Below are 21937 nucleotides of genomic sequence, written 5' to 3'. Positions count from 1 at the left end.
TTCGATAGCACAACGAAGGGCTTTATTTTAGAAACGGCTGGTTACGCTAAAACGTATAGATCTGCCCGGTGCGGGCATCATGCTACGAGTTAAAGGATCTAAATAATACTCATCTAAAAGATTAGTCGCTAATAATTCAATTAGCATATCTTTATTAACTTGATAGCTCGCATATGCATCCGCTATAAATATTGAATTCCAATTCATTGGCGTGTTATTTAACGGTGCATATTGATAGGGATATTTACCCATCATTGCGGCTTCATCTTTATTTTCAGCTTTACTGTGGTAACGCATACGGCTACCTATTTCTAGGCTTTCCTCAAAAAAGCGCACACCAATATTGGCATGTACACTATATTTTGGCTGTAATTGTGTACGTAAATAACCGCCAGGGAAGCCTGCCTCAACACACTCAGGAGTATCATATTTATTATATGGGTCTAGCCTCATGAGTGATGCTTCATCACATACTTCGTTCTTTAAACGATAATCCACACCAACGTCACCAAATATCCGTCCGTTATCATAACGTGCTAATAATTCTAATCCTGCTGTTTTGTGTTTATCAACCTGAGTAAAAACTAAATCCATGTCTCTTTCAAATGCATTAGTAATTACAGTATTATAATAATTGAGTCGAATATCTGCATGATTTTCAGCATCTAATAATTCTTGTAAATTACGCACATAACCAATTTCAATAGTATGGCTCCGTTCAGGTGCAAATTTCGGTGGCACATAATTGATATTTCCCGACCCCGAAAAACCAACTGTATTTTCAAAAATACTCGGCATTCTAACGGTTTCTAAATAACGTGCAAAGACTCTATCATTATCCGTTAAATAAACGGATGCACCAAATGAAGGGGCCCACGCGGAGTCTTCTTTTCTTTCTGGTTTTTTAAATTTTTCTTCATTTGTATATTTAATTTCATCCCATCTATTATTCAACGCATCAGCTAGGCGAAATTTTTTAGAAAATAAGCCAGTAATTGGATCAATGACTTCAGCATCGAGATCAACTTCACCATTATAGAAAGGGTTTTGATCCCGCATTAATCGATTGTTATTATCTAATTTCCATTGAATAAATTTATTCTCAACGATTCTAAATTCATGTGGTTTACTATTATGACGTCGATAACTGGCTTCCAGTATAGCGTTCTTAGGTAAGGATAATGCTTCTTGAACAAAGACGTGCCGTTCTTTATATTTTAATTGTTTATTTTTATAATGACTACTCGGTTTATATTCATTAAAACTTAGACCAACTTCGTCTACATATTGCATAACTTTTTGTGCTTCATCTGCTGTCAATGTACGGGATATTCTATAATTACGTGCATATCGACGTGAATAAGGCGCAAAATTAGCATCTTTAGCTTCTATTCGCCGTTCATGTAATTTATCCCTAGACCAATAATTTATATATTGCATACCCGCATTTAAACTTAACCATTCTGTGGGACGCCAATCAAGCTTAATTGCGCCATTATATTCATGACGCTCCCCTTCTCGAGGCATTGCTCTGAATAAGCCAGAAATAGGTGTAGAATCAGAATTAAATATATCGTCACGACTACCAATGGTTTCTTTAATAAAATTCCCCATAATGGTTACATCAAAATCAGAATTTAATTTAAATTTATTAGAGACTGAAATACCTTGGCGTTCATCCAACTGATTTAATTTAATTCCATCAACTAGCGTGCCATTGACTTTAGGATCTCTAGGTTTATCTTTATCATAATCAAATCCCCAATCCCTCTGCATAGGTTCTCTTGGCTGACCACCTGCCGTATTTGAATTTAGGTCTGTTTTAGTCAACCAATAACCTAGCTGTAAATCAATCAGAGGGTTAGATTCATGCTTAAATGCATAATTTGCATATAATGTTTCCAATGTTAAATTAGCCAACGGCCATTGCGGAATTTTTCCTACCAAATCATGATATCTAATTTGAGAAGGCATAATTTCACCATATTGGCTTTGGGTATGAATATAGCCAAGTGATAATTTCTGAGTATCCGTTAGCTTGATATTTAATTTGCTAAGTAAACTTTTCATTTCATTAGAAGTATTAGCAACTTCTTTATTCGGTGCATATATATTGGCCACAAACGGCATGTAGGGGTCCATCCCTTTGTTAGGCGTTGAATAATCATAAGTTACAATTTCACCTCTAAATTGATCTGCACCTCGCTTGCCTGCAAAATAGTTACCTTGGTTACGGTAGCTATAAGCCATCATAAAATCAAATACGTCTTGACGTGTCCCAATAGCAAAACGAGCGGCATTATCTTTTAAGTTAAATAAACTCGTATTTCCTCTCGAATTTGGCTCAACTAATACTTGTTCATCCTGAAAATAAATCCGCGTAGCATTGGGTTTATTATGAAAGCTTTCCATAAGTTCAGCATCATCGCGGTAATCCACCCCATGATTTAGATGATTAATTTTTGGCTTAGTTGAATTACTACTGGTTTCTAGTTTTATATCAATACCAAATTTATCTTCAGGTTCAACCACATCATCTATTGTGATGGTTTTAACGGCGACACCTCCCCCCGTTGAGGTCCGAATATTGCGGTCTAACATGGGGCTTTTTATTACTGTAATACTGCTTATCATATTTGGGTCAACATAGTTGCGGTTATTCGCTCCGTTATAACCACGCCAGACCGTAATTGCTTGCTCCGTACCATCAACAGTAACTGGCACCCTTCCTTGCCCTTGTATACCCCGTACATTAGGATCTAACGCTCCACTATTACGTGCATCTCCACTGTACACACCCACACCTTGTGTAAGCACATCTGCGGGATTCGTTCCTTTATAACGCTCAACGGCTTCTTTACTAATATAGATATTTGACTCGTCTTTATCGTATTGATCATCAGCACCTTTACGATCGCGCTGTTTAATGGTTTTTGTTTTATCTTGCACCGTTATCTTACCGATATTTTCCCGTTCGGCAGCACAACTAATAATAGGAACACAACAAACAGATAGCCCTGTAGCAATATTAATTGCCATCACGGTTTTAACTTTCATGATTAAATCCAAATAAAAACTAAAAAGTCTTAATAAAGTTGATTCCGATTTCACTTTGCTTAAAAGAGTAAATAACATCAGCAGTACTACTATTTAATTGATAATTAAAATAAATAGACGGATGAAATGTGAGTATTTTTTTATTCGGTAATGAAATAGCCGTATTCATATACCAGTTATTATCTTTTCTTTTCGTGTCTAAATGATAATCAAACTGTTTAAATTGGGTATTTTTATAACCTATTGCACTAAGTAGTTCTAACGGCCCTGTTATTTTTAATAGTCCTAGTTTCATACCATATTGCTGATAACTATCACTAGCTGATTGTTTATTTCTATTTATTCCATGACCACGAATAAACACCATCGTATTGGGGTTAATAATGTAAGCACCTGTTAATGAATAATTAATTTTCATCCCATTATTGAATTTATAGTCAGAATGGTATTGCTTATTTTTCAGCTCTATATCAGCTAAAAATATCACATTATCGTTTAAATAATATTCACTACTAACTTTAGCGCCTAAACTGTGATTTCGATATTGATTATCTACCCATTTAGTATCGACTACAGGTAGTAAGCGTATTTTTCTATTTGCTTTTTCAAATTGATATCCACCATAAATAAAAGTTTTTATCTCAGGCTTTGATATCGCTTTCATTGGCTCAACGCCTAATACACCCATGGTCATATATGCAGAGTGATTACCCAAAACCGGAAACCGTTTAGATAACTCTGCATAATAATTCCATTTGGTGCCAGCAATAACCTCAGCCCCCTGCATACAGTAAACCTGACAATAACTTTTACTTTGACCTTCTGCTTCGTTTAAATTTGAATTATAACTTGAACCAACTCTAATACGACCTTGCCATGAATTTATTTTTTTAATTGTTATTATTTGGCTATCTATAAGAGTTATATGTTCTTTTAATAACTTGTTTTTATATTTTTTCTTAATTTCTATATAAGATTTTAATGATCGTTCATAAAACTTATCTTTAGTGTAAGTATTCGCTAATTTCAATTCGATTAAAATTATATTAGGCTGTTGGTTTAACATTTTCTCATATAACTTAATCGCCTGATTATAATCTTGTTTTACTATGGCTTTTTCTGCCGATATATATGTTACTAAATTGTCATCATGTTTTTCATCTTGAATGTACTGGGCGAGAATACTATCAATTTCTTCAAACTTTTTCTTTCTAACTAAATCATAAAGAATAAATCCAAGTTCGTCGATATTTTTATTTGTATTTTTTTCATTAATGATTAGCTGTTCATTAATTCCGTTACCCTTAGCGTTTAAAATGCTAGTCATTTTTTCATCTAATAACATATCTCCTTTGATAAGCGAGGAAAAAGAAATTAACACAATAATAAAAATTACATTAATTAATGATTTATTTAAATTTTTCATTGGTAGCCACTATTTTTTAATAGTAATAAAAAAGTAGGTGAAATATCATTTCACCTACTCATTAATAGATATTATTTTATTAAGCTATAATTAGTCTTTGCTACCACCAAATGCTGTGTCTAATGAGTTGTTATCTTCAAATGTCGCAATACCGGCTAACTGCTCTGCATTATCACCAAAGAACTGACCCGAGTTCACCCCCTTAATCGAATCATTAGCCAATGCGTCACCGGAGAAGGTTCCTCCGTCATGAATGTCACCCTTAAATGCAATATTTAAAGATTCACCGAGTAATGAGCCTGTGTAATCCTTAGCTCCAAAGTCAGCGTCAAACTTGCCGATTAACTTTGCTTCACCATCAAATTGATTAATACCTTCAATCGTGTAAGTTGCTTGACCACTTGTTGGTACCTCAGTACTGCCATCTTTGCCTGAGAAATAAGCAGTATGCATAGTATCGCCTGCTACACCGGTTTGAGACCAGTCACCATAATACACTTCTGCATCTGCCACTTGGCTAAATTGGAACTTACCCATGCTGCCGCCATGCGGACCGCCACTACTCTCTAATACATAGACATTATCAGGCTTATGGGTAACCATACCTTTTAGTCCTGAAAATGAAATTGTCATTCCGTTTTTCATGCTACGAGAACCAATACCGGGATCACCGATAGAACCACCATGGGGCCCCATTGTTGACTGTGTTTCACCAACAATGATATTTGTTGCTTCATCAATATAACTTTGACTTTGTTGTGACACTGTTTCTGCTAATGAAAAAGATGAGGTTGCGACTAACGATAAAGTTAAAGTAATTAAAGATAATTTATTCATAATAAAATCCTTATATATTGAAACCAATTTTCCGTTTATTTCTTTATGAATTAATAAAGAATAGTGTTTTAGTTAATAACCGTTAGCTAATTTTCATTAACTATTCGGTTAACAACGAAACTCAGTATATGAGAATGGTTTTTATTTACAAATAAGAAATTTATAATTAGAATTTAAATCATTTCATTAACTATGAAAATTTAGTCTTTCTTTTTAGCACGTTAACTATTAACCTTATTTTATTAAATACTATTAATCACTAGTTTACTTAAACTTAACTAATATTATTTTATTATTTTTAGGACTGTTTATAATAAAGAATTGCCTTGCAATTAAATTAACCCATAAAATACCGTTGACACTATTTATGTCATTTATGTTTTACATGGAAATATTAATATATGAGTTATTTATATAAATAAAAAAATGAATAACAGCAAATAATGAAAGGATAATCAATAAGGCACAAAATTTATTTTTTTGTGCCTTATTATCACTACGCTTTTTTGAGTAATGCTGAAATAGGCTCAGCAAGCAACTTACCACGCCAACCATCTAACAGCTCTGGTGGGGTTGTCATTTCTTTTAATCCCCAATGAACTGAAAGTAATTGATTAATTTGTCGCCTAGAAGCTAATAATTCAGCGTTAAAACTTTCATGCTCAGCAATATCTTTTACTACAGATTTTATCTCTTTGAATAGGCTTTTATATTGGCTTTGTTCAATAATGTTAGCAACAGGAGCCGGATACTCGCTTGCATCTAATTGTTTCGCTTTCTCAACCAAGCTTAGCAAACGCTTACCATGACAACGAATTTCCTGTCCCGTTAAACCTAATGCATCCAACTCACCTAACGAACTTGGTAGAAAACGAGCTACTTTCCATAAGTGCTCTTCTTTGACCACAAAGTTAATCGCCATATCACGGGCTTTAGCTTGTTCTAATCGCCACTGTGCGAGTAATTGTAGGCAGGCCAACTGTTCGTTTCGCAGCTGCCAAGCATTGGTAATATTTAAATACGCTTTTTCTGGTTCAACTGTTTTTTGACGACGAGCAACTACTCTTTGACATTCATCTAATGCATCGTCTAAATAACCCGCTTCGGTCACTTTTTTCATCAATATTTCAGCTAAAGGCAACAAATACAGCACATCAGCCGTTGCATAATCACACTGTTTTTCACTTAATGGGCGAGCCAACCAATCCGTGCGAGATTCGCTTTTATCAAGTTCAATGCCGATATGTTCCGCGACTAAAGAAGCAAAACCACATGAAATAGGATAACCCAGAAACGCAGCGACAATTTGGGTATCAATCATAGGATCCGGTGCACAACCAAAATCATGAAAAAAGACTTCAAGATCTTCACTACCCGCATGAAGAAACTTGAGCTGTTCTTTATTGGTTAATAGCGCTTTGAAAGGACTGAAATCAGTTATTGATAAAGGATCAATCAATGAAACCTGTTTTCCATCATACATCTGTAGTAAACCCAACTGAGGGTAAAAGGTTCTTGTGCGAACAAATTCGGTATCCAAGGCTAGCCAAGGCGCATCACTGGCCTCTTGGCATACCTGTACTAATTCACTATCTGTGGTGACTAAACGATAATTCAAAACAAGTTTCTCTTTTTTGTATATTTATCAAAACAAAAATTTCATCACAGTAACGCCGGTAAAAACCGGCGTTACATATACTAATGTATGGTGTTAAATCACAGTCATACTGGCGATTTGTCTCTTTGCAATTTTTCTTCATCACGCAATTCTTTGCGTAAAATTTTACCCACATTGGATTTCGGTAACTCTTCACGAAATTCAAACACTTTAGGCACTTTATAAGCAGTTAATGAACGACGACTGAACGTTTTTAGTTCATCAGCAGTTAAATTTTTATTTTTGGTGACGATAAATACTTTTACCGCCTCTCCCGTACTTTCACTTGGTATACCTATCGCAGCACACTCAATAACATCAGGATGGGAAGAAAGTACTTCTTCTATTTCGTTAGGGTAAACATTAAATCCTGAAACAATAATCATATCTTTTTTACGATCAACAATGCGAATGTAACCTTCATCATCAATTTCAGCGATATCCCCAGTCGCCAACCAACCGTCAACAATGGCTTCAGCAGTAGAATCTGGACGATTCCAATAGCCTTTCATGACTTGCGGGCCTTTCACCCACATTTCTCCAGGTTGCCCAAGAGCCACTTCATGACCATCATCATCAAGAAATTTAACATCTGTTGATGGAACAGGTATGCCGATACTACCACTATATTCAGTCAGATTATATGGATTTCCGGTGACTAATGGCGCACATTCGGTCAACCCGTAACCTTCAAGTAAATGCTTACCAGTCAACTCTTTCCATTTTTGGGCAACGGCCTTTTGTACCGGCATTCCACCACCCACCGATAATCTGAGTTTCGAAAAGTTAAGTTGACGAAACTCTTCATTATGCAACCATGCATTAAATAATGTATTCACACCAGTTATTGAAGTAAATGGAAATTTAGCTAACTGTTTAACCGTATCAGGCACGTCTCGAGGATTAGTAATCAACAGATTAACGCCCCCCACACTAATGAAAAGTAAACAGTTAACCATGAGAGCAAAAACGTGATAAAGCGGTAGTGCTGTAACAACATATTCAGCGCCAAATTTTAACACAGGGCCATAAGCGGCTCTTGCTTGTTCCAGATTAGCAAGCATATTCCGATGCGTTAGCATCGCCCCTTTTGCCACGCCTGTTGTGCCACCCGTATATTGTAGGAATGCTAAATCTCCCCCTGTAATATTCGGCTTAATATATTGCATTCGATAGCCAAAATGCATAGCACGACGAAATGAGATAGCATCCGGTAAATTATATTTAGGGACTAATCGTTTTACATATTTGACGATAAAATCAACAATCGTCGCTTTAGGACGTGACAGTTGGTCACCCATTCGAGTTAAAATAACGTGCTTAACTTTGGTGTTAAAAACAATTTTTTCAAGCGTATGGGCGAAATTAGACACAATGACGATGGCCGTTGCACCACTATCATTAAGCTGGTGCTCTAATTCTCTTGGGGTATATAGAGGATTAACATTCACCACAACCATTCCCGCACGCAATACGCCAAACAGCGCTATTGGATATTGTAATAAGTTTGGCATCATCAGTGCGACGCGGTCACCTTTTTTAAGACCTAATCCATTTTGTAAGTAAGCTGCAAATGCGCGGCTTCGCTCTTCTAGCTTACGGTATGTCATTACTGCGCCCATATTAATGAACGCAGGCTGGTCTGCATACTGAGAAACCGCATTTTCAAGTAATTCAGCCAATGAAGCGAAGCGATCAGGATTGATTTCTTCCGGCACATCAGCAGGATAATTTTTCAGCCAGATTTTTTCCAAAATATTGCTCCTGAATTTAGTGAACTTAAGATGCTCAACATATCTTTTAACAAATTATTAACTCAGCGTACCAGTTTGAAAAATACCCTGTGTCAAGGTTGAGAGGTCTATCACTAAATAAATACCATTCCATCGAAATAAAATAAGGCGGATCACACCGCCTTACTTTTGTTAGATATCATTTATTAAAAGTTAGTCTAAATATTTTCGGACAATTATACACGTATCAGCCCTAATTTTAAAAAGTGTAATCCCTGATTACTTAATCAAATTAGCGTTATAATTCACTTAACCAATATAAATTGATTGCATAGTAGTCAATCCTACTGTTTTTAACCCATTTTTATATCCATATAATAACTATGGCAATCGTTTTTTTAACTTTCGAGGCAACTAAATGCTAACTAGAGTTGATTTAACACGATAATGTGGCAAACAAAATCATTCTCACTCATATATTCAATACAAATAAATACCACTAAAGTAGTGTTGATATTAATCAATAAGAATAATCCACTCTCTCCCTATGATCTTCATTAGTTAAGGTCGTTAAATGAGAATCCTATGTCTACTAAAATAATAAAACAGAATTTGTACAATGAAAAAGGGCTACCACTAAGCCGACGTCATTTTGTGCAAGCCAGTGCGGCATTAGTTAGCTTGCCGTTTATTTCAAGCAATGTTAAATCTCAACCCGCTAATATCCCCATTGCCAACGTATTAAATGATGGCACTGAAATTGTATCCACTTGTAGTACATTTGACTGTGGTGGCAAATGTGATATTCGGGCACATGTCAAAGATGGTATTGTCACACGCATTACTACTCGGCCTGATGCTGCCTTGGATGAAACTATGCCAATCATGCGTGCCTGCGTGCGCGGTCGCGGCTATCGCAAATTTGTTTATGATGCAGAACGTCTAAAATACCCGATGAAACGAGTGGGTAAACGTGGTGAAGGTAAATTTGAGCGGATATCATGGGATGAAGCGACTACATTAATTGCCGATAACATTACTCGTTTAACCGAAAAACATGGTGCAGCGAGCCGTTTCTTAACGGTAAATACCGCGGTAACTGGTGGGATTTTCTCCGGTGATACCATGATGAAAAAATTATTCAATCTGACTGGTGGTTTTCTACCCTACTACCACTCCGTTAGCTTAGGCAACACTGTCAAAGTCACTCCCTTTACTTATGGCTTAGCCAAAACAGGAAGCTCTCTTGATACCTTAGAGAACACTCCATTAGTGATCCTCTGGGGCCATAATCCTAATGAGACTGTGTTTGGACATACCAACCATTATTTTCAAAAAATGAAAAATAAGGGAACTAAATTTATTGTTGTCGACCCACGCTATTCGGATACCGCACAATCATTAGCTGATCAGTGGATCCCATTATTACCGACAACCGATAATGCGCTACTCGATTCAATGATGTATGTGATCGTTAGTGAAAACCTGCATGACAAACCGTTTATTGACAAATATGTGGTTGGTTTTGATGAGCTGCATATGCCTGAAGGTGTTCCCGCAAATGAGTCATTAGTCGCTTATTTAATGGGACAAAAAGATGGTATAACGAAAACGCCTGAATGGGCTGAAAAAATCACTAAAGTACCCGCAAATACTATTCGCCAATTAGCGCGTGAATATGCGATGACAAAACCTGCGGCACTGATTCAAGGTTGGGGGCCACAACGTCATATATGTGGTGAACGTAGTGCCCGAGGAACCACACTGTTAGCGGCTATTACAGGTAATGTAGGTAAACGTGGTGCTTGGGCCGCAGGCTATGGTGGTATTGGTAATCGCCAATCGATGCACGGCCCTGATATTGGTGAAAATCCAGTTAAAGCCCAAATTTCAATTATGAACTGGATGCAGGCTGTTGAAGATGCAAGCCAAGTTCGCCCTGAAGATGGTTTATTGGGTGTTGATAAACTCGATAGCAATATCAAAATGATATTCTCACTGGCGGGTAATTATCTGGTTAACCAAAACCCAGATGTTAACGCAGCAGCAAAATTATTAGCAGATGAGTCAAAAGTTGAGTTTATTGTCTCTAGTGATTTATATCTTTCCCCTTCTGCAAAATATGCGGATTTGGTATTGCCAGAAACCAGCTTTATGGAAAGATGGAATATTGGTGATACTTGGGGTACTGGTAGCTACTTTATTTTGTCTGAAAAAGTGATTGAACCTGATTTTGAACGTCGCTCTGATTACGACTGGATAACCGATGTAGCAGAAAAGCTTGGTGTAAAAGAAGCTTTTACTGAAAATAGAACTGAAAAACAATGGATTGAATATCTTGTTGGAATGAATAAAGCTCGATTCCCAGATAAACCTGATTTTCCGACCTTTGATGAGCTACTAAAATCTCGTCGCTATTTATTCAAAGATATTGGTTTTGTCGCATTTGAAGACAATATTAAAGATCTTGAGAAAAATCCATTTCCAACTCCATCAGGCAAAATTGAAATTTTTTCAAAGCGTCTGTATGACATGAATAATCCCGATATTCCAGCATTATCTAACTATGTTCCAGCCATCGAAGGGCCGGAAGATAAGCTGACAGCTACCTATCCACTACAGATGTTGACGTGGAAAGGTAAAAACCGTGCTAATTCAACTCAATATTCCAACCCAATATTGCAAGAAGTTCAACGACAAGAACTATGGATAAACCCAATAGATGCGCAGCAACGCAACATCAAAACAGGTGAAATGATCCGCATTTTTAACGATCGAGGTATTTCTCAAATTCCTGCATTAGTCACTGAACGTATTATTCCTGGCGTTGTGGGTATGCAAGCTGGTGCTTGGTGGAATCCTGATAAAGATGGAGTGGATCATGGTGGTTGCCCTAACGTGCTAACATCAACACGAATGACACCTCTTGCTCATGGTAATTCACATTTAACCGTTTTAGTTGAGGTAACCAAAGCATGAGTGATTTCAAATAGTATGCCTCAGTAAGTGACGAGCAATTAGGCTTCTTTATCGACTCATCCCGTTGTTCAGGCTGTAAAGCTTGCCAAGTTGCGTGTAAGGATAAAAATAACCTCGAAGTTGGTCGACGTTTTCGTCGTATTTATGAGGTTCAAGGTGGTGGTTTTGCACCTAATGGCCAAGGTGGCTATGAAAATAATGTTTTTTCATACACCTTGACCATTTCATGTAATCACTGTGACGACCCTATTTGTGTGAAAAATTGCCCAACCACTGCTATGCACAAACGAGAAGGCGACGGCATTGTAAGAGTCGATACCAGTAAATGTGTCGGTTGCGGATATTGTTCATGGTCGTGCCCTTATGGCGCTCCGCAATTAAATGAGCAAACTGGGCAAATGTCTAAATGTGATTTCTGTGTTGATTTACTCGCAGAAGGTAAAAATCCAATTTGTGTAGATACTTGCCCTCTCAATGCCATTAAATTCGGCACTATTAAAGAACTACGCGAAAAATATGGCCATTTAAGCCAAGTTCAAGGATTGCCCGATAGTGCAATCACTCGACCAAACTTAGTGATCAAACCCCATAAGGGTGCAATAGATAAAGGAGGTAATTAGTTATGAGTGAATGGCCGTTAGTCGCCTTTACCTTATTGGTACAAAGCTCTGTGGGTGTTGTTATTTTCACCGCACTTTATTTTTGTTGGATTGAAAAAGAAACTGGTAATCAAAAAGCAACTGCTGCTATGAAGCCAGTTTTACTCATCAGTGCAATACTCGGTTGTTTAGGTTTGTTAGCATCAACAATGCATATGGGATATCCATGGAATGCATTTCATGCCTTGCGCCATATATCTTCATCTTGGCTAAGTCGTGAAATTGTATTTGCTGCACTTTATCTAGGCGCTTTGTGTCTTTATACCTTAATTGTTTTGATTAAAGGAAAAATGAACAAAAGCATCCTCGCTTTTATAGGTTTGTTGGGATTAATTGATGTTTTTTGTATGGCGTCACTGTATTTCAATACGTCGATGATGACTTGGATGCATGCTAATACCTATTTTATGTTCTTTGGTTCAGTATTTACGGCGGGTGCTGCAATTACACTTGGCTTAACTGCTTGTCGTACCAAGACATTAGTGAGTTTAGAATTAGCCAATAAAATGGTAATAAGCGCCCTTTCCTTAGTATTTATTGCTATTGTTATACGTATGGCAGTACAGCCATTTTATTTAGAATGGCTGTCTCATGCTGTTATTTCTAGTAATTCAATTACCTTCCCTGAATCGCCTACGACCGCTTATGCAAGTACTTTTCTATTAAGAGTTTCTGCATGGTCTTGGGGTATTATTGGTATTTTGCTTTTGGGTTTCAGTATTTGGAAAAAACAAGTATCACCATTCAAAACGAGTATTCCAATAATTACTTTAGCCTGTGTAGTGATTTTCTTAGGTGAAATCCTAAATCGCTTCGCTTTTTTTATTGTTAATTAATATGGCTTTATAATGTATTTTGATTTTAATATAGATTAACAACCTCCTAATAAAAATACCCGTTATCGCTCATCGGGTATTTTTTCATTTAACACATGATGTTATCAAACTCATACTAAATCATCTGTCTAGTTAATAAGGGGCAAGGGAATCAATTATATAAAATACATATAAATAGACTTTCATATGAATTTCTATTACGCAGGGTTAGTCTAAACCAGGCTTTTAATGATATTAGAATCTAAATTAACTATTATATTTTTTAGTATACTTGCCAACCATCTTTAGCATTAGCGGAATAAATGACAACTTAAACATACGACCAACACATTATAAATAATCAATTGATTTTATAATATGTTTATAACTTTATTTAAAAAATCATACTGAGTACTGGACACTTTTTTCAATAAAGCCCTCAAATTGAGGGCCTTATTATTTGTTCACCGCACTAAGGTATGGCTACTTAAGCAATCTCGCTTTTACTGTTTTGCCTTTAATTTTGCCTTGCTGTAGTTTTTTCCATGCACTTGCCGCCACAGATTGTTTTACTGCGACATAAGCATGCATTGGGTGTAAAACAATTTTACCAATATCGGCTCCATCTAGGCCTACATCACCTGTCAGTGCACCTAAAATGTCACCTGCACGCATTTTAGCTTTCTTACCACCATCAATGCACAGAGTCGCCATCGTCGCTTCCAGTGGTGTAATCTGTAAGCCTGTTGGCACTGGTAGCCAGTTAAGTTTCATATTTAGCATTTCTTCTAACACATTTGCACGTTGAGCTTCACCCGGAGCACAAAGGCTAATTGCTAAACCACTTTCACCAGCACGAGCAGTACGACCAATACGGTGAACATGAACTTCAGGATCCCATGACAGTTCGTAGTTAATCACCATTTCTAATGCTTTAATATCAAGCCCACGTGAAGCAACATCTGTAGCCACTAGCACACGGCTGCTACCATTAGCAAAACGTACTAATGTTTGGTCACGATCGCGCTGTTCCATATCACCATGTAGTGCAAGTACGCTTTGATGGCTATCATTCAAAGCATCGAAGACTTCTTGGCAATCTTTTTTGGTATTACAGAACACTACGCATGAGGCCGGTTGATCACGGCTCAATAATTTTTGTAGTAAATCTATTTTACCATTGCGTGATACTTCATAAAATTGCTGTTCAACCGCAGGTAACTCATCTACTGAGTTAATTTCAATAGTTAATGGGTCATGTTGAATGCGCTGGCTGATCGCTGTAATGGCCTCAGGCCATGTGGCAGAAAATAGTAAAGTTTGACGCTCAGCCGGTGCATTTGCAATCACCTCGTCAATAGCATCAAAGAAACCCATATCTAACATACGGTCAGCTTCATCTAATACTAATGTTTGCAAAGCATCTAGATTAACCGTTTGTCTTTTTAAGTGATCAAGTAATCTACCCGGCGTAGCCACAATAATGTGAGCTGCATGATTCAACGAATCGCGTTGAATACTAAATGGAACACCACCGCACAGGGTCAATATTTTGATATTAGGTATGTAACGTGCTAAACGGCGTAATTCATTGGCAACCTGATCGGCAAGTTCACGAGTTGGGCACAACACTAGCGATTGAGTATTAAATTGCTTAGCATCAATGCGCTGCAACAGACCCAAACCAAAAGCAGCAGTTTTCCCACTACCAGTTTTTGCTTGAGCACGAACATCTTTTCCTGCAAGAATAGCGGGCAACGCCGCAGCTTGAACTGGGGTCATAGTGAGATAACCGAGTTCATTAAGGTTTGAAAGTTGTTCCGCAGGAAGTGCGTTAAGTTCAGCAAATGAGGTCACAATGAAAATTCCGAATAAAATAAAAAGACGAATGACTGGTAATGATACTATTACTTCCTTGTTATGTCGTGAGGAAGTTTCATTTCATGACTAAATTAACGATGATATCAGTCTGCTACTCATCATCATTAACATTCCATAAGACAAAAGTAAGAAACCCCATGCAATTACATGAGGTTTCTTTGATATCAGCCAATATGATTAAAATTAATATTCAATCATTCGGTTAAGTAGGTTTGCACCTGTGCGGGACCACCTGGATAGCCATAACCCCAACCCCATGGATGATTATAATAGTACGGGTCACCGTAATATCCATAACCCCAAGGACCTGACGGCGGTAACATGACACTTTGCGCAATATTCCAGCGTTGGAAACCTGTCGCATTCATCGTCACATATTTATATGGAACTTGGCCGACTTTACCTTGTTGTTCTCCAGTGATTTTACCCACTACAGTCACATAACGGTTATTAAAATCATTTGGTTCAAGGAAACCATTAAGGTAAGCATAGATTCGCCCTACTGAAGCTGAGTTTAATTCAGGAGAGCCATCATACTTATTCAGTGTCATCACAGCGATTTCTAATCGCGTTCTGGCTGGCTCATTATAAACTGAGAGCACTTTACCGCCAAAGCGCGCTTCCTGACCAATGTACATCTCTGGTGCGTTTTGGACTGAAGTTAAATTATCTGTCGGATTCGGTACCGTTCCTTGGATAGACGCAGGTATCGATACACAACCCGTTAATGCTAATGCGCCTGCAATTAAAATGCCTTTAAGCGCAGAGCGGTAGTTTAATTGTTTTTTCATTCACCACCTCCGATTAGCTGTATTATAAATTGCTATCTATAATAATAACACGAAATTAAAATTCCATAACATTATATGTTAAATTAATACGCTACTAGTTTAATCACAGCTGAGGAATAAAGTAAATTTATTCCTATTCTCTACTTTAAATGCTTTTATTCTTAATTGGAGTAGATTAACAAATGATTCATCACGTTATCATTCATTTTCGCTAAAGATTATCTCAACTCAATTAATGCCTATTTATCGGCGTATTGATTTACTTTATAATGACTCCGCATCTTAATTAATAAGATGTATTAATTAACAACTAAATAAAAAGTGATTTGAATAATTAAAAGAAGAGCAAATTAGTCATATAACTTTATGTATTTAATTATAAGCTCAACCCAAAAGTTGTAGTTCCATCAACTACAACTCAAATTAGGCAAACGAGATAAACATTACTCTCGTCCAGGCAATTTCTTCCACGTAATTTCGTTACGTAAGTAAGTTGGTTCGACATCCTCAACCGCGATAACAGCACCTGCTAACCATAGTTGTGCAGCGATTGGTAACATATCTTGTGCATCAGGTAAGGAGACATTGCTATCAGTAATTTGTGAGTTATCAACGAGTAACTGTGGATAAGCTTCCCAACCTGTACCTGCATGACCCCATTGCCCTGTTAACTGAGCAAACTTAACTTTAAAGTCATCAGGGATAAGAACTGCTTCAGTTTCTTCACCCTGCCAAAAACCGTCTGCTGTACGCTGATATTGTGCGCAATAAATTTCTGACATACGTGCATCAATGGCGGTTAACACATTAGAATGTCCACTTACACGAAAAGCGCCTTGTGCTAGGGTCATTAAAGATGAAACCCCAATCATCGGTAAGTCAGCCCCCAATGCGAGCCCTTGTGCAATACCAACACCAATTCTTACGCCAGTAAAGCTCCCAGGACCGCGACCAAAAGCTAACGCATCCAATTGATTTAACTTCATTTCAGCTTGTGCTAATACCTCTGCCACCATTGGCAGTATTTTTTGGGTATGTTCACGAGGAGAAATAGCAAAACGTGAAATAATTTCACCATCACACAAAAGTGCGACTGAACATGCTTCTGTTGCTGTATCGACAGCGAGAATACGACTCGACATGCCTGAACTCCGGCAAATTAATAAATTTTTGTTGCCACATCAGTAGCAACCTGAAAGAGAGCAATTATAGTAGCATAAACTAACAATTCAATAGCAGAAAAACGATAACCCGTTGATTCAACTTTTGTTATTAACCTGCTTTCTTTTTTTTTCTAGGAATTCAATTGCTTTAGTTAAACTTCTAGTTCGAGGTGACGGTGGTAGGCTCGTCAAAAAAACCTCACCATACGGCCGAGTAACCAATCGATTATCACAAATAACAATGACACCATAGTCACTAGTATCTCGGATCAAGCGACCTACCCCCTGCTTTAAGGTGATGACGGCATCAGGTAATTGTACATCAGCAAAAGGATCGCCACCGCGTAATTCACAATCTTCAATTCTAGCGCGTAATAATGGATCATCCGGTGCAGTAAATGGAAGTTTATCAATAATGACACAGCTTAATCTGTCACCTCTCACGTCAACCCCTTCCCAAAAACTACTGGTTGCCACTAAAACAGCATTACCCGCTGCAATAAATTGGGATAACAATTTATTTTTACTGCTTTCCCCCTGCATTAATACAGGCAAGGTTAAGGTCGATTTAAACTCTTCCGCTAATTCCCGCATCATTAAATGGGAGGTACAAAGAAAAAAGCAACGCCCACCATTTTTTTCAATCAATGGTCTGAGCATAGTCGCAAGCTTTTGTGCGCTGCCTCTTTGATTCGGTTCCGGTGCAAAACGCGGAACACAAAGCAAGGTTTGGCTCGCAAAATCAAAGGGGCTTGCCAGTAACAATGTTTTGGCTGATTTTAATCCAAGCCTATCCGTAAAATGGCTCAGTTTATCATTCACTGACAGCGTTGCTGACGTAAATACCCAACTTGCTGGTGTATTTGCTATCATTTCACTGAATTTATCCGCAACAGTTAAAGGCGTTAACGCTAATAGAAAATGGCGACCATAACTTTCAAACCAGTAGCTATAGCCTGGAATAGTGACATCTTTAAGTCGATTGAGCCTATTACGATAAATTGTGACTCGTTCAAATATCGAATCTAATGATTGTGAACGTCCGAGTGAAGTTTTAATAACTTCATAACAGAGCTCTAAAGCATCGTCGAGTAAGGTTAATGCACGCTGAACTACCGATTGTTTGAGTAAATCACGCAAGTTTCCGCGAAAACTGTTTTCCCCAAGGTTAATCCTAAAATCAAGGGTACTTTGTGTCAGCCTATCCGCACTTTTTTGCAATTGGACCTGATCTTTTAATTCAGTCCGATAAGTTATAACCATATCACGAGCGAGATCGAGCAATTGTCGGCTACTGAGTTGCTGTCCAAAATATTGGCTCGCAATATCGGGTATTTGGTGGGCCTCATCAAAGATCATCACATCTGCTTGTGGAATTAACTCACCAAATCCAGTGTCTTTAACGACTCTATCTGCCATAAATAAGTGATGATTGACCACTACAATATCAGCTTCAAGCGCCTTTCTGCGGGCTTTTAACACAAAACATTCTTGATACCTAGGGCAATCACTACCTAAGCAATTATCGTTAGTGCTAGTAACCAATGGCCAGACAGGGCTATCTTCCGCAATATCATGGCAAGTGCTGGTGTCTCCAAGTTCTGATTCTATCGACCAACTACGCAATCTCACAACAGCCGAAAGAATTTCAGGCTCAAGGCTTCCGCCACCCAACGATTGCTGATCGAGTCTTTCGAGACAAAGATAGTTAGAGCGCCCTTTCAATAAAGCGGTACGTCCCGTGTAATTCATCGCATCAATAATTGTCGGCAGGTCTCGGTGATAGAGCTGGTCTTGTAGTGCCTTTGATCCTGTGGAAACAATCACTTTTTTACCCGAACGTAATGCAGGCACAAGATAAGCATAAGTTTTGCCTGTACCTGTTCCCGCTTCAGCCACCAGCACATTTTGCGCATCAATTGATTCAGTCACCGCATTGGACATGGTGACCTGTGCGGCTCGAGGTTGAAATCCGGGGATTGTTCTAGCTAGAAAGCCATTTGCAGAAAAGTCATCGTGCACTAAAAAATCCGTCAATTATACAATAAAAAGTCACTCACTTTACCATGAGTTGGCTTTGGCTGCTGAGCTAATTATATTTTCATGAATAGAACCAATGTTCATCACATTAGCAAACTGATATCCTTGATTAGCTTTAATTATAAGGAAAAACCATGACGATTAAACGTATTGACCCCGACAACCGTTGGTCTGAAGCCGTTATTCACAACGATGTTATCTATTACACTAGCGTCCCTGAAAATTTAGATGCCGACATTATTGCGCAAACAACCAATACATTGGCAGCGATTGATATCATGTTAGAACGAGTTGGTTCTGATAAGAGTAAGATCTTAGATGCAACCATTTTTCTTGCTAACAAAGCTGATTTTTCTGGAATGAATCAAGCTTGGGATGCATGGGTTGTTGCTGGTAGCGCTCCTGTGCGCTGTACTGTTGAAGCCACATTGATGAAACCTGAATACAAAGTTGAAATCAAAATCATTGCGGCAGTTAACTAATTGATTTAAAAATTATCAATAAAAAAGCTTCTTTAAAAAGAAGCTTTTTTTGTGCTTATAATGTCACTTGGTTTTAGTGATAGGTATATCAATTTATTGTAATTACTTGATATATTGTGAACTAAGACATTTTTATCAATACCATACCCACTAACATCAGTACGATACCCCCCCAACCTTTATAGTTGAGGCGCTGGTTAAACAAAATCCAACCAGCAGCAACCGTTGCAATAATACCGAAAGCACCCCAAAGTGCATAAGCAATTGATAATTCAATTCCTTTTACTGCTTGTGCCAATGAGCTAAATGCACCAAGTACTGCAACTAAAGAGAGAATACCCAACCAATAGCGTTTAAAACCATTAGACATTTTTAAAAAAATGTTCGCAATAATCTCTAACACTACAGCTAAAATCAAAAACGCTGCATGCCACCACTCAAATTGACTGGCCATGATTACGCCTCCGACTTGGCTTCACTACGTGGTAAAGCCCCTGATTTTGCAACATTTACTGCGTGTTCTGCCACTTGTTTTACTTTTTGCGCAGAACCGCGCACGGTTGCTTTTTTCGTTCCTGATTTAATCAATCCAATACCAGTGATCAGTAATACTAATCCACCAATTTTCATTGGCGATAAAGACTCACCAAACCACATCACACTGAATGTGGTGATCAATAAAATACCAAATCCTTCCCACAATGCGTAAGCCACACCGAGCGCTACTTTTTTTACTGCAATAGCTAATAAAACATAAGATGTCGCTATCATCACATACATGACCGCCATTCCGGTGAAATCACCACTAACACTGGCATGTTTCATTGATAATGTACCGATAACTTCCGTAACGATAGCTAATGCTAAAAATATCCAATAAATCATTATATAGTCCCTCTGAGCACAACCATACGCTAGTCTGTTTTTTATACAGATAAAACTCACAATTAAGTTAATTCTCTAGCCGCAAAGTTGTTAATAAATTCAATCGATAACAACGAGTTGCTGATTTTATTCAGCAGAATGAATATAAGAGAGAGACGCTATAATGCACCACACCAGTAATGCTCACTGGAAAGGATAGCTGAAAGGAAAAGCTTATGTGACGTTCTTTTTTGTGACTTATTGATCTTGCCGCTAGTTGAGCTAAGCATGATATCTTATTCATTTCATCAGATGGACATCCATCCAATTTACTCCGAACCCTCATGTTGATTAATGATTACCTGCTATTTTTAGCATGCCATTTTCATTAAGTCAATGAATACAAACATTTTTTATATCACAAAAAAGAATGCATAATATAGTGCATAATTATTCATTAACATACAAACAAACCATTGAATCATGAGATGAAATACGAATAACCAACCATAATAATGACATTTTCTGCTCGACGTTTTGAGTAAAAAAAATCGTTTTTTCCCTTTTTTATGCTGTAAAAGCCATATGGATCTCGATTCTCATGTTTGCCATTGACAACTTAAACGAACCAGATTCTTATAGAGTTATATGAATGAGATACACCGAAGAGAAACAAATGGATACTTTCAATCTTACCTCTAATAGTTTTCAAAATGCCGCAGATGCTACCCCACTTCCTTATGATGTTGTGTCTATCCAATCCCAAGTAGTTTACGGCAGTGTTGGCAATAGCATTGCAGTTCCGGCATTGAGCAAACAAGGCTTACGAGTCGCAGCTGTCCCCACTGTCGTTTTAAGTAATACACCTCACTATACATCTTGCTATGGCGGTGAGTTGCCGGGTGAATGGTTTCGTGGTTATTTAAAAGGTTTTCTTGAACGAGGTAGTCTGGATAGCGTTAAAGCCATTTTAACCGGCTATTTAGGTTCAAAAGAAAAAGCACAAGATTTAGCTAATTGGCTTTCTTGCGTTCGTGACTTACGTCCAACAATACCCGTTATTGTTGATCCTGTGATGGGGGATGAAGACAGTGGTTTTTACATTCCCCCAGAGATTGCAGATGTTTATCGCGACGCCGTGATCCCCCTAGCGACCGGGATCATACCTAACCGATTTGAATTGATGACTTTAAGTGGTCAAGAAATAAATAATTTAGACGATGCAGTGAATGCGGCTCGTTCATTATTAAAAGGCCATACTCAATGGGTTATTATTACGAGTGCATTTCAGCCTGATGATGACAGTATTGAAGTGGTTTGCGTGACCCAAAAAGATGTCGCAGTCATCCAGCACAAACGTTACCCTGTCACACCAAAAGGAACCGGTGATTTATTTGGTGCAGAATTGACAGCACAACTACTCGCTGGATTATCCGTTCCTGATGCTGCAAAAATGGCATGCTTGCGTATTGAGCAAGCGATTATTCATATGGTTGCAACAGGTCGCAGTGAATTAGTTTTATAAATAAAAATTAAAAATTCAGCAGCCCCGT

15 protein-coding genes and 1 pseudogene are annotated in these 21937 nt (G+C 37.8%); 5 read left to right on the top strand and 11 right to left on the bottom strand.

The features are described 5' to 3' along the window. Window positions 1-27 precede the first annotated feature (27 nt). The 5 genes from DD649_RS03105 to fadD all read right to left on the bottom strand — a co-directional run bounded on the left by DD649_RS03105 (window position 28) and on the right by fadD (window position 8731). Window positions 28-3057, bottom strand: a complete 3030-nt coding sequence (locus DD649_RS03105; RefSeq protein WP_294103493.1) for a TonB-dependent receptor — start codon at window positions 3055-3057, stop codon at window positions 28-30. Between the two features lie 19 nt (window positions 3058-3076). Beyond that, window positions 3077-4483: a surface lipoprotein assembly modifier gene (locus tag DD649_RS03100; RefSeq protein WP_294103491.1), complete on the bottom strand. Its 1407-nt coding sequence runs from the start codon at window positions 4481-4483 to the stop codon at window positions 3077-3079. 90 nt (window positions 4484-4573) lie between these two features. Beyond that, window positions 4574-5320, bottom strand: a complete 747-nt coding sequence (locus DD649_RS03095) for a Slam-dependent surface lipoprotein (RefSeq protein ID WP_294103489.1) — start codon at window positions 5318-5320, stop codon at window positions 4574-4576. Between the two features lie 496 nt (window positions 5321-5816). Beyond that, window positions 5817-6938, bottom strand: coding sequence for a ribonuclease D (rnd, locus tag DD649_RS03090; RefSeq protein ID WP_294103487.1), 1122 nt, complete (start codon window positions 6936-6938; stop codon window positions 5817-5819). Window positions 6939-7042: 104 nt separating this feature from the next. Then, complete coding sequence (fadD, locus tag DD649_RS03085; protein WP_336429003.1) at window positions 7043-8731, bottom strand: long-chain-fatty-acid--CoA ligase FadD; 1689 nt, start codon at window positions 8729-8731, stop codon at window positions 7043-7045. Between the two features lie 564 nt (window positions 8732-9295). On the opposite strand from fadD, the gene DD649_RS03080 reads away from it, so the two are divergent. The 3 genes and pseudogenes from DD649_RS03080 to DD649_RS03070 all read left to right on the top strand — a co-directional run bounded on the left by DD649_RS03080 (window position 9296) and on the right by DD649_RS03070 (window position 13184). Further along, window positions 9296-11689 carry a DMSO/selenate family reductase complex A subunit gene (locus DD649_RS03080; protein ID WP_336429001.1) on the top strand — a complete coding sequence of 798 codons (2394 nt, stop codon included), beginning with the start codon at window positions 9296-9298 and terminating at the stop codon, window positions 11687-11689. Continuing rightward, window positions 11686-12309, top strand: a pseudogene (locus DD649_RS03075) (DMSO/selenate family reductase complex B subunit). Before DD649_RS03080 ends, DD649_RS03075 begins: the two are co-directional and overlap by 4 nt. Window positions 12310-12311: 2 nt before the next feature. Beyond that, window positions 12312-13184, top strand: a complete 873-nt coding sequence (locus DD649_RS03070; protein ID WP_294103481.1) for a DmsC/YnfH family molybdoenzyme membrane anchor subunit — start codon at window positions 12312-12314, stop codon at window positions 13182-13184. Between the two features lie 462 nt (window positions 13185-13646). Here the strand turns inward: DD649_RS03070 and dbpA are convergent, their stop codons facing one another. The 4 genes from dbpA to DD649_RS03050 form a co-directional block, all read right to left on the bottom strand. After that, a complete protein-coding gene (gene dbpA, locus DD649_RS03065) occupies window positions 13647-15020 on the bottom strand; it encodes an ATP-dependent RNA helicase DbpA (RefSeq protein ID WP_294103479.1) in 1374 nt (457 codons plus the stop codon). A gap of 218 nt (window positions 15021-15238) precedes the next feature. Next, complete coding sequence (locus tag DD649_RS03060) at window positions 15239-15835, bottom strand: Slp family lipoprotein (RefSeq protein ID WP_336428997.1); 597 nt, start codon at window positions 15833-15835, stop codon at window positions 15239-15241. A gap of 443 nt (window positions 15836-16278) precedes the next feature. Continuing rightward, window positions 16279-16977 (bottom strand): tRNA (adenosine(37)-N6)-threonylcarbamoyltransferase complex dimerization subunit type 1 TsaB, encoded by a 699-nt coding sequence (tsaB, locus tag DD649_RS03055; RefSeq protein WP_294103873.1) that lies wholly within the window; start codon window positions 16975-16977, stop codon window positions 16279-16281. A gap of 117 nt (window positions 16978-17094) precedes the next feature. Next, the gene (locus tag DD649_RS03050; RefSeq protein ID WP_336428995.1) at window positions 17095-19020 is read right to left on the bottom strand and encodes an ATP-dependent DNA helicase; all 1926 of its coding nucleotides are present in this window, start codon (window positions 19018-19020) and stop codon (window positions 17095-17097) included. A 152-nt stretch (window positions 19021-19172) separates the two neighbouring features. Here DD649_RS03050 and DD649_RS03045 point away from each other — a divergent pair, with 152 nt between their 5' ends. Beyond that, window positions 19173-19520 (top strand): RidA family protein, encoded by a 348-nt coding sequence (locus tag DD649_RS03045; RefSeq protein ID WP_294103476.1) that lies wholly within the window; start codon window positions 19173-19175, stop codon window positions 19518-19520. Between the two features lie 121 nt (window positions 19521-19641). Here DD649_RS03045 and mdtI read toward each other — a convergent pair whose 3' ends face one another. Continuing rightward, a complete protein-coding gene (mdtI, locus tag DD649_RS03040; RefSeq protein ID WP_294103474.1) occupies window positions 19642-19974 on the bottom strand; it encodes a multidrug/spermidine efflux SMR transporter subunit MdtI in 333 nt (110 codons plus the stop codon). A gap of 2 nt (window positions 19975-19976) precedes the next feature. Beyond that, the gene (gene mdtJ / locus DD649_RS03035) at window positions 19977-20405 is read right to left on the bottom strand and encodes a multidrug/spermidine efflux SMR transporter subunit MdtJ (protein WP_294103472.1); all 429 of its coding nucleotides are present in this window, start codon (window positions 20403-20405) and stop codon (window positions 19977-19979) included. A 655-nt stretch (window positions 20406-21060) separates the two neighbouring features. Between mdtJ and pdxK the strand changes: the two genes are divergently transcribed. Next, window positions 21061-21909 carry a pyridoxine/pyridoxal/pyridoxamine kinase gene (gene pdxK / locus DD649_RS03030; RefSeq protein ID WP_294103470.1) on the top strand — a complete coding sequence of 283 codons (849 nt, stop codon included), beginning with the start codon at window positions 21061-21063 and terminating at the stop codon, window positions 21907-21909. Window positions 21910-21937: the final 28 nt, after the last annotated feature.

Origin of the sequence: Providencia sp. (genome assembly GCF_003533305.1) — a bacterium.
Taxonomy (GTDB): domain Bacteria; phylum Pseudomonadota; class Gammaproteobacteria; order Enterobacterales; family Enterobacteriaceae; genus Providencia.
The sequence above is the reverse complement of the archived record's forward strand: the minus strand, read 5'-3'. Positions and strand labels throughout refer to the sequence as shown.

Bases quoted from the DNA above. Each gene is read 5' to 3' on its own strand.
- DD649_RS03105 (WP_294103493.1), bottom strand. From the start codon at position 3,057: ATGAAAGTTAAAACCGTGATGGCAATTAATATTGCTACAGGGCTATCT.
- DD649_RS03100 (WP_294103491.1), bottom strand. From the start codon at position 4,483: ATGAAAAATTTAAATAAATCATTAATTAATGTAATTTTTATTATTGTG.
- DD649_RS03095 (WP_294103489.1), bottom strand. From the start codon at position 5,320: ATGAATAAATTATCTTTAATTACTTTAACTTTATCGTTAGTCGCAACC.
- DD649_RS03080 (WP_336429001.1), top strand. From the start codon at position 9,296: ATGTCTACTAAAATAATAAAACAGAATTTGTACAATGAAAAAGGGCTA.
- DD649_RS03070 (WP_294103481.1), top strand. From the start codon at position 12,312: ATGAGTGAATGGCCGTTAGTCGCCTTTACCTTATTGGTACAAAGCTCT.
- DD649_RS03060 (WP_336428997.1), bottom strand. From the start codon at position 15,835: ATGAAAAAACAATTAAACTACCGCTCTGCGCTTAAAGGCATTTTAATT.
- tsaB (WP_294103873.1), bottom strand. From the start codon at position 16,977: ATGTCGAGTCGTATTCTCGCTGTCGATACAGCAACAGAAGCATGTTCA.
- DD649_RS03045 (WP_294103476.1), top strand. From the start codon at position 19,173: ATGACGATTAAACGTATTGACCCCGACAACCGTTGGTCTGAAGCCGTT.
- mdtI (WP_294103474.1), bottom strand. From the start codon at position 19,974: ATGGCCAGTCAATTTGAGTGGTGGCATGCAGCGTTTTTGATTTTAGCT.
- mdtJ (WP_294103472.1), bottom strand. From the start codon at position 20,405: ATGATTTATTGGATATTTTTAGCATTAGCTATCGTTACGGAAGTTATC.
- pdxK (WP_294103470.1), top strand. From the start codon at position 21,061: ATGGATACTTTCAATCTTACCTCTAATAGTTTTCAAAATGCCGCAGAT.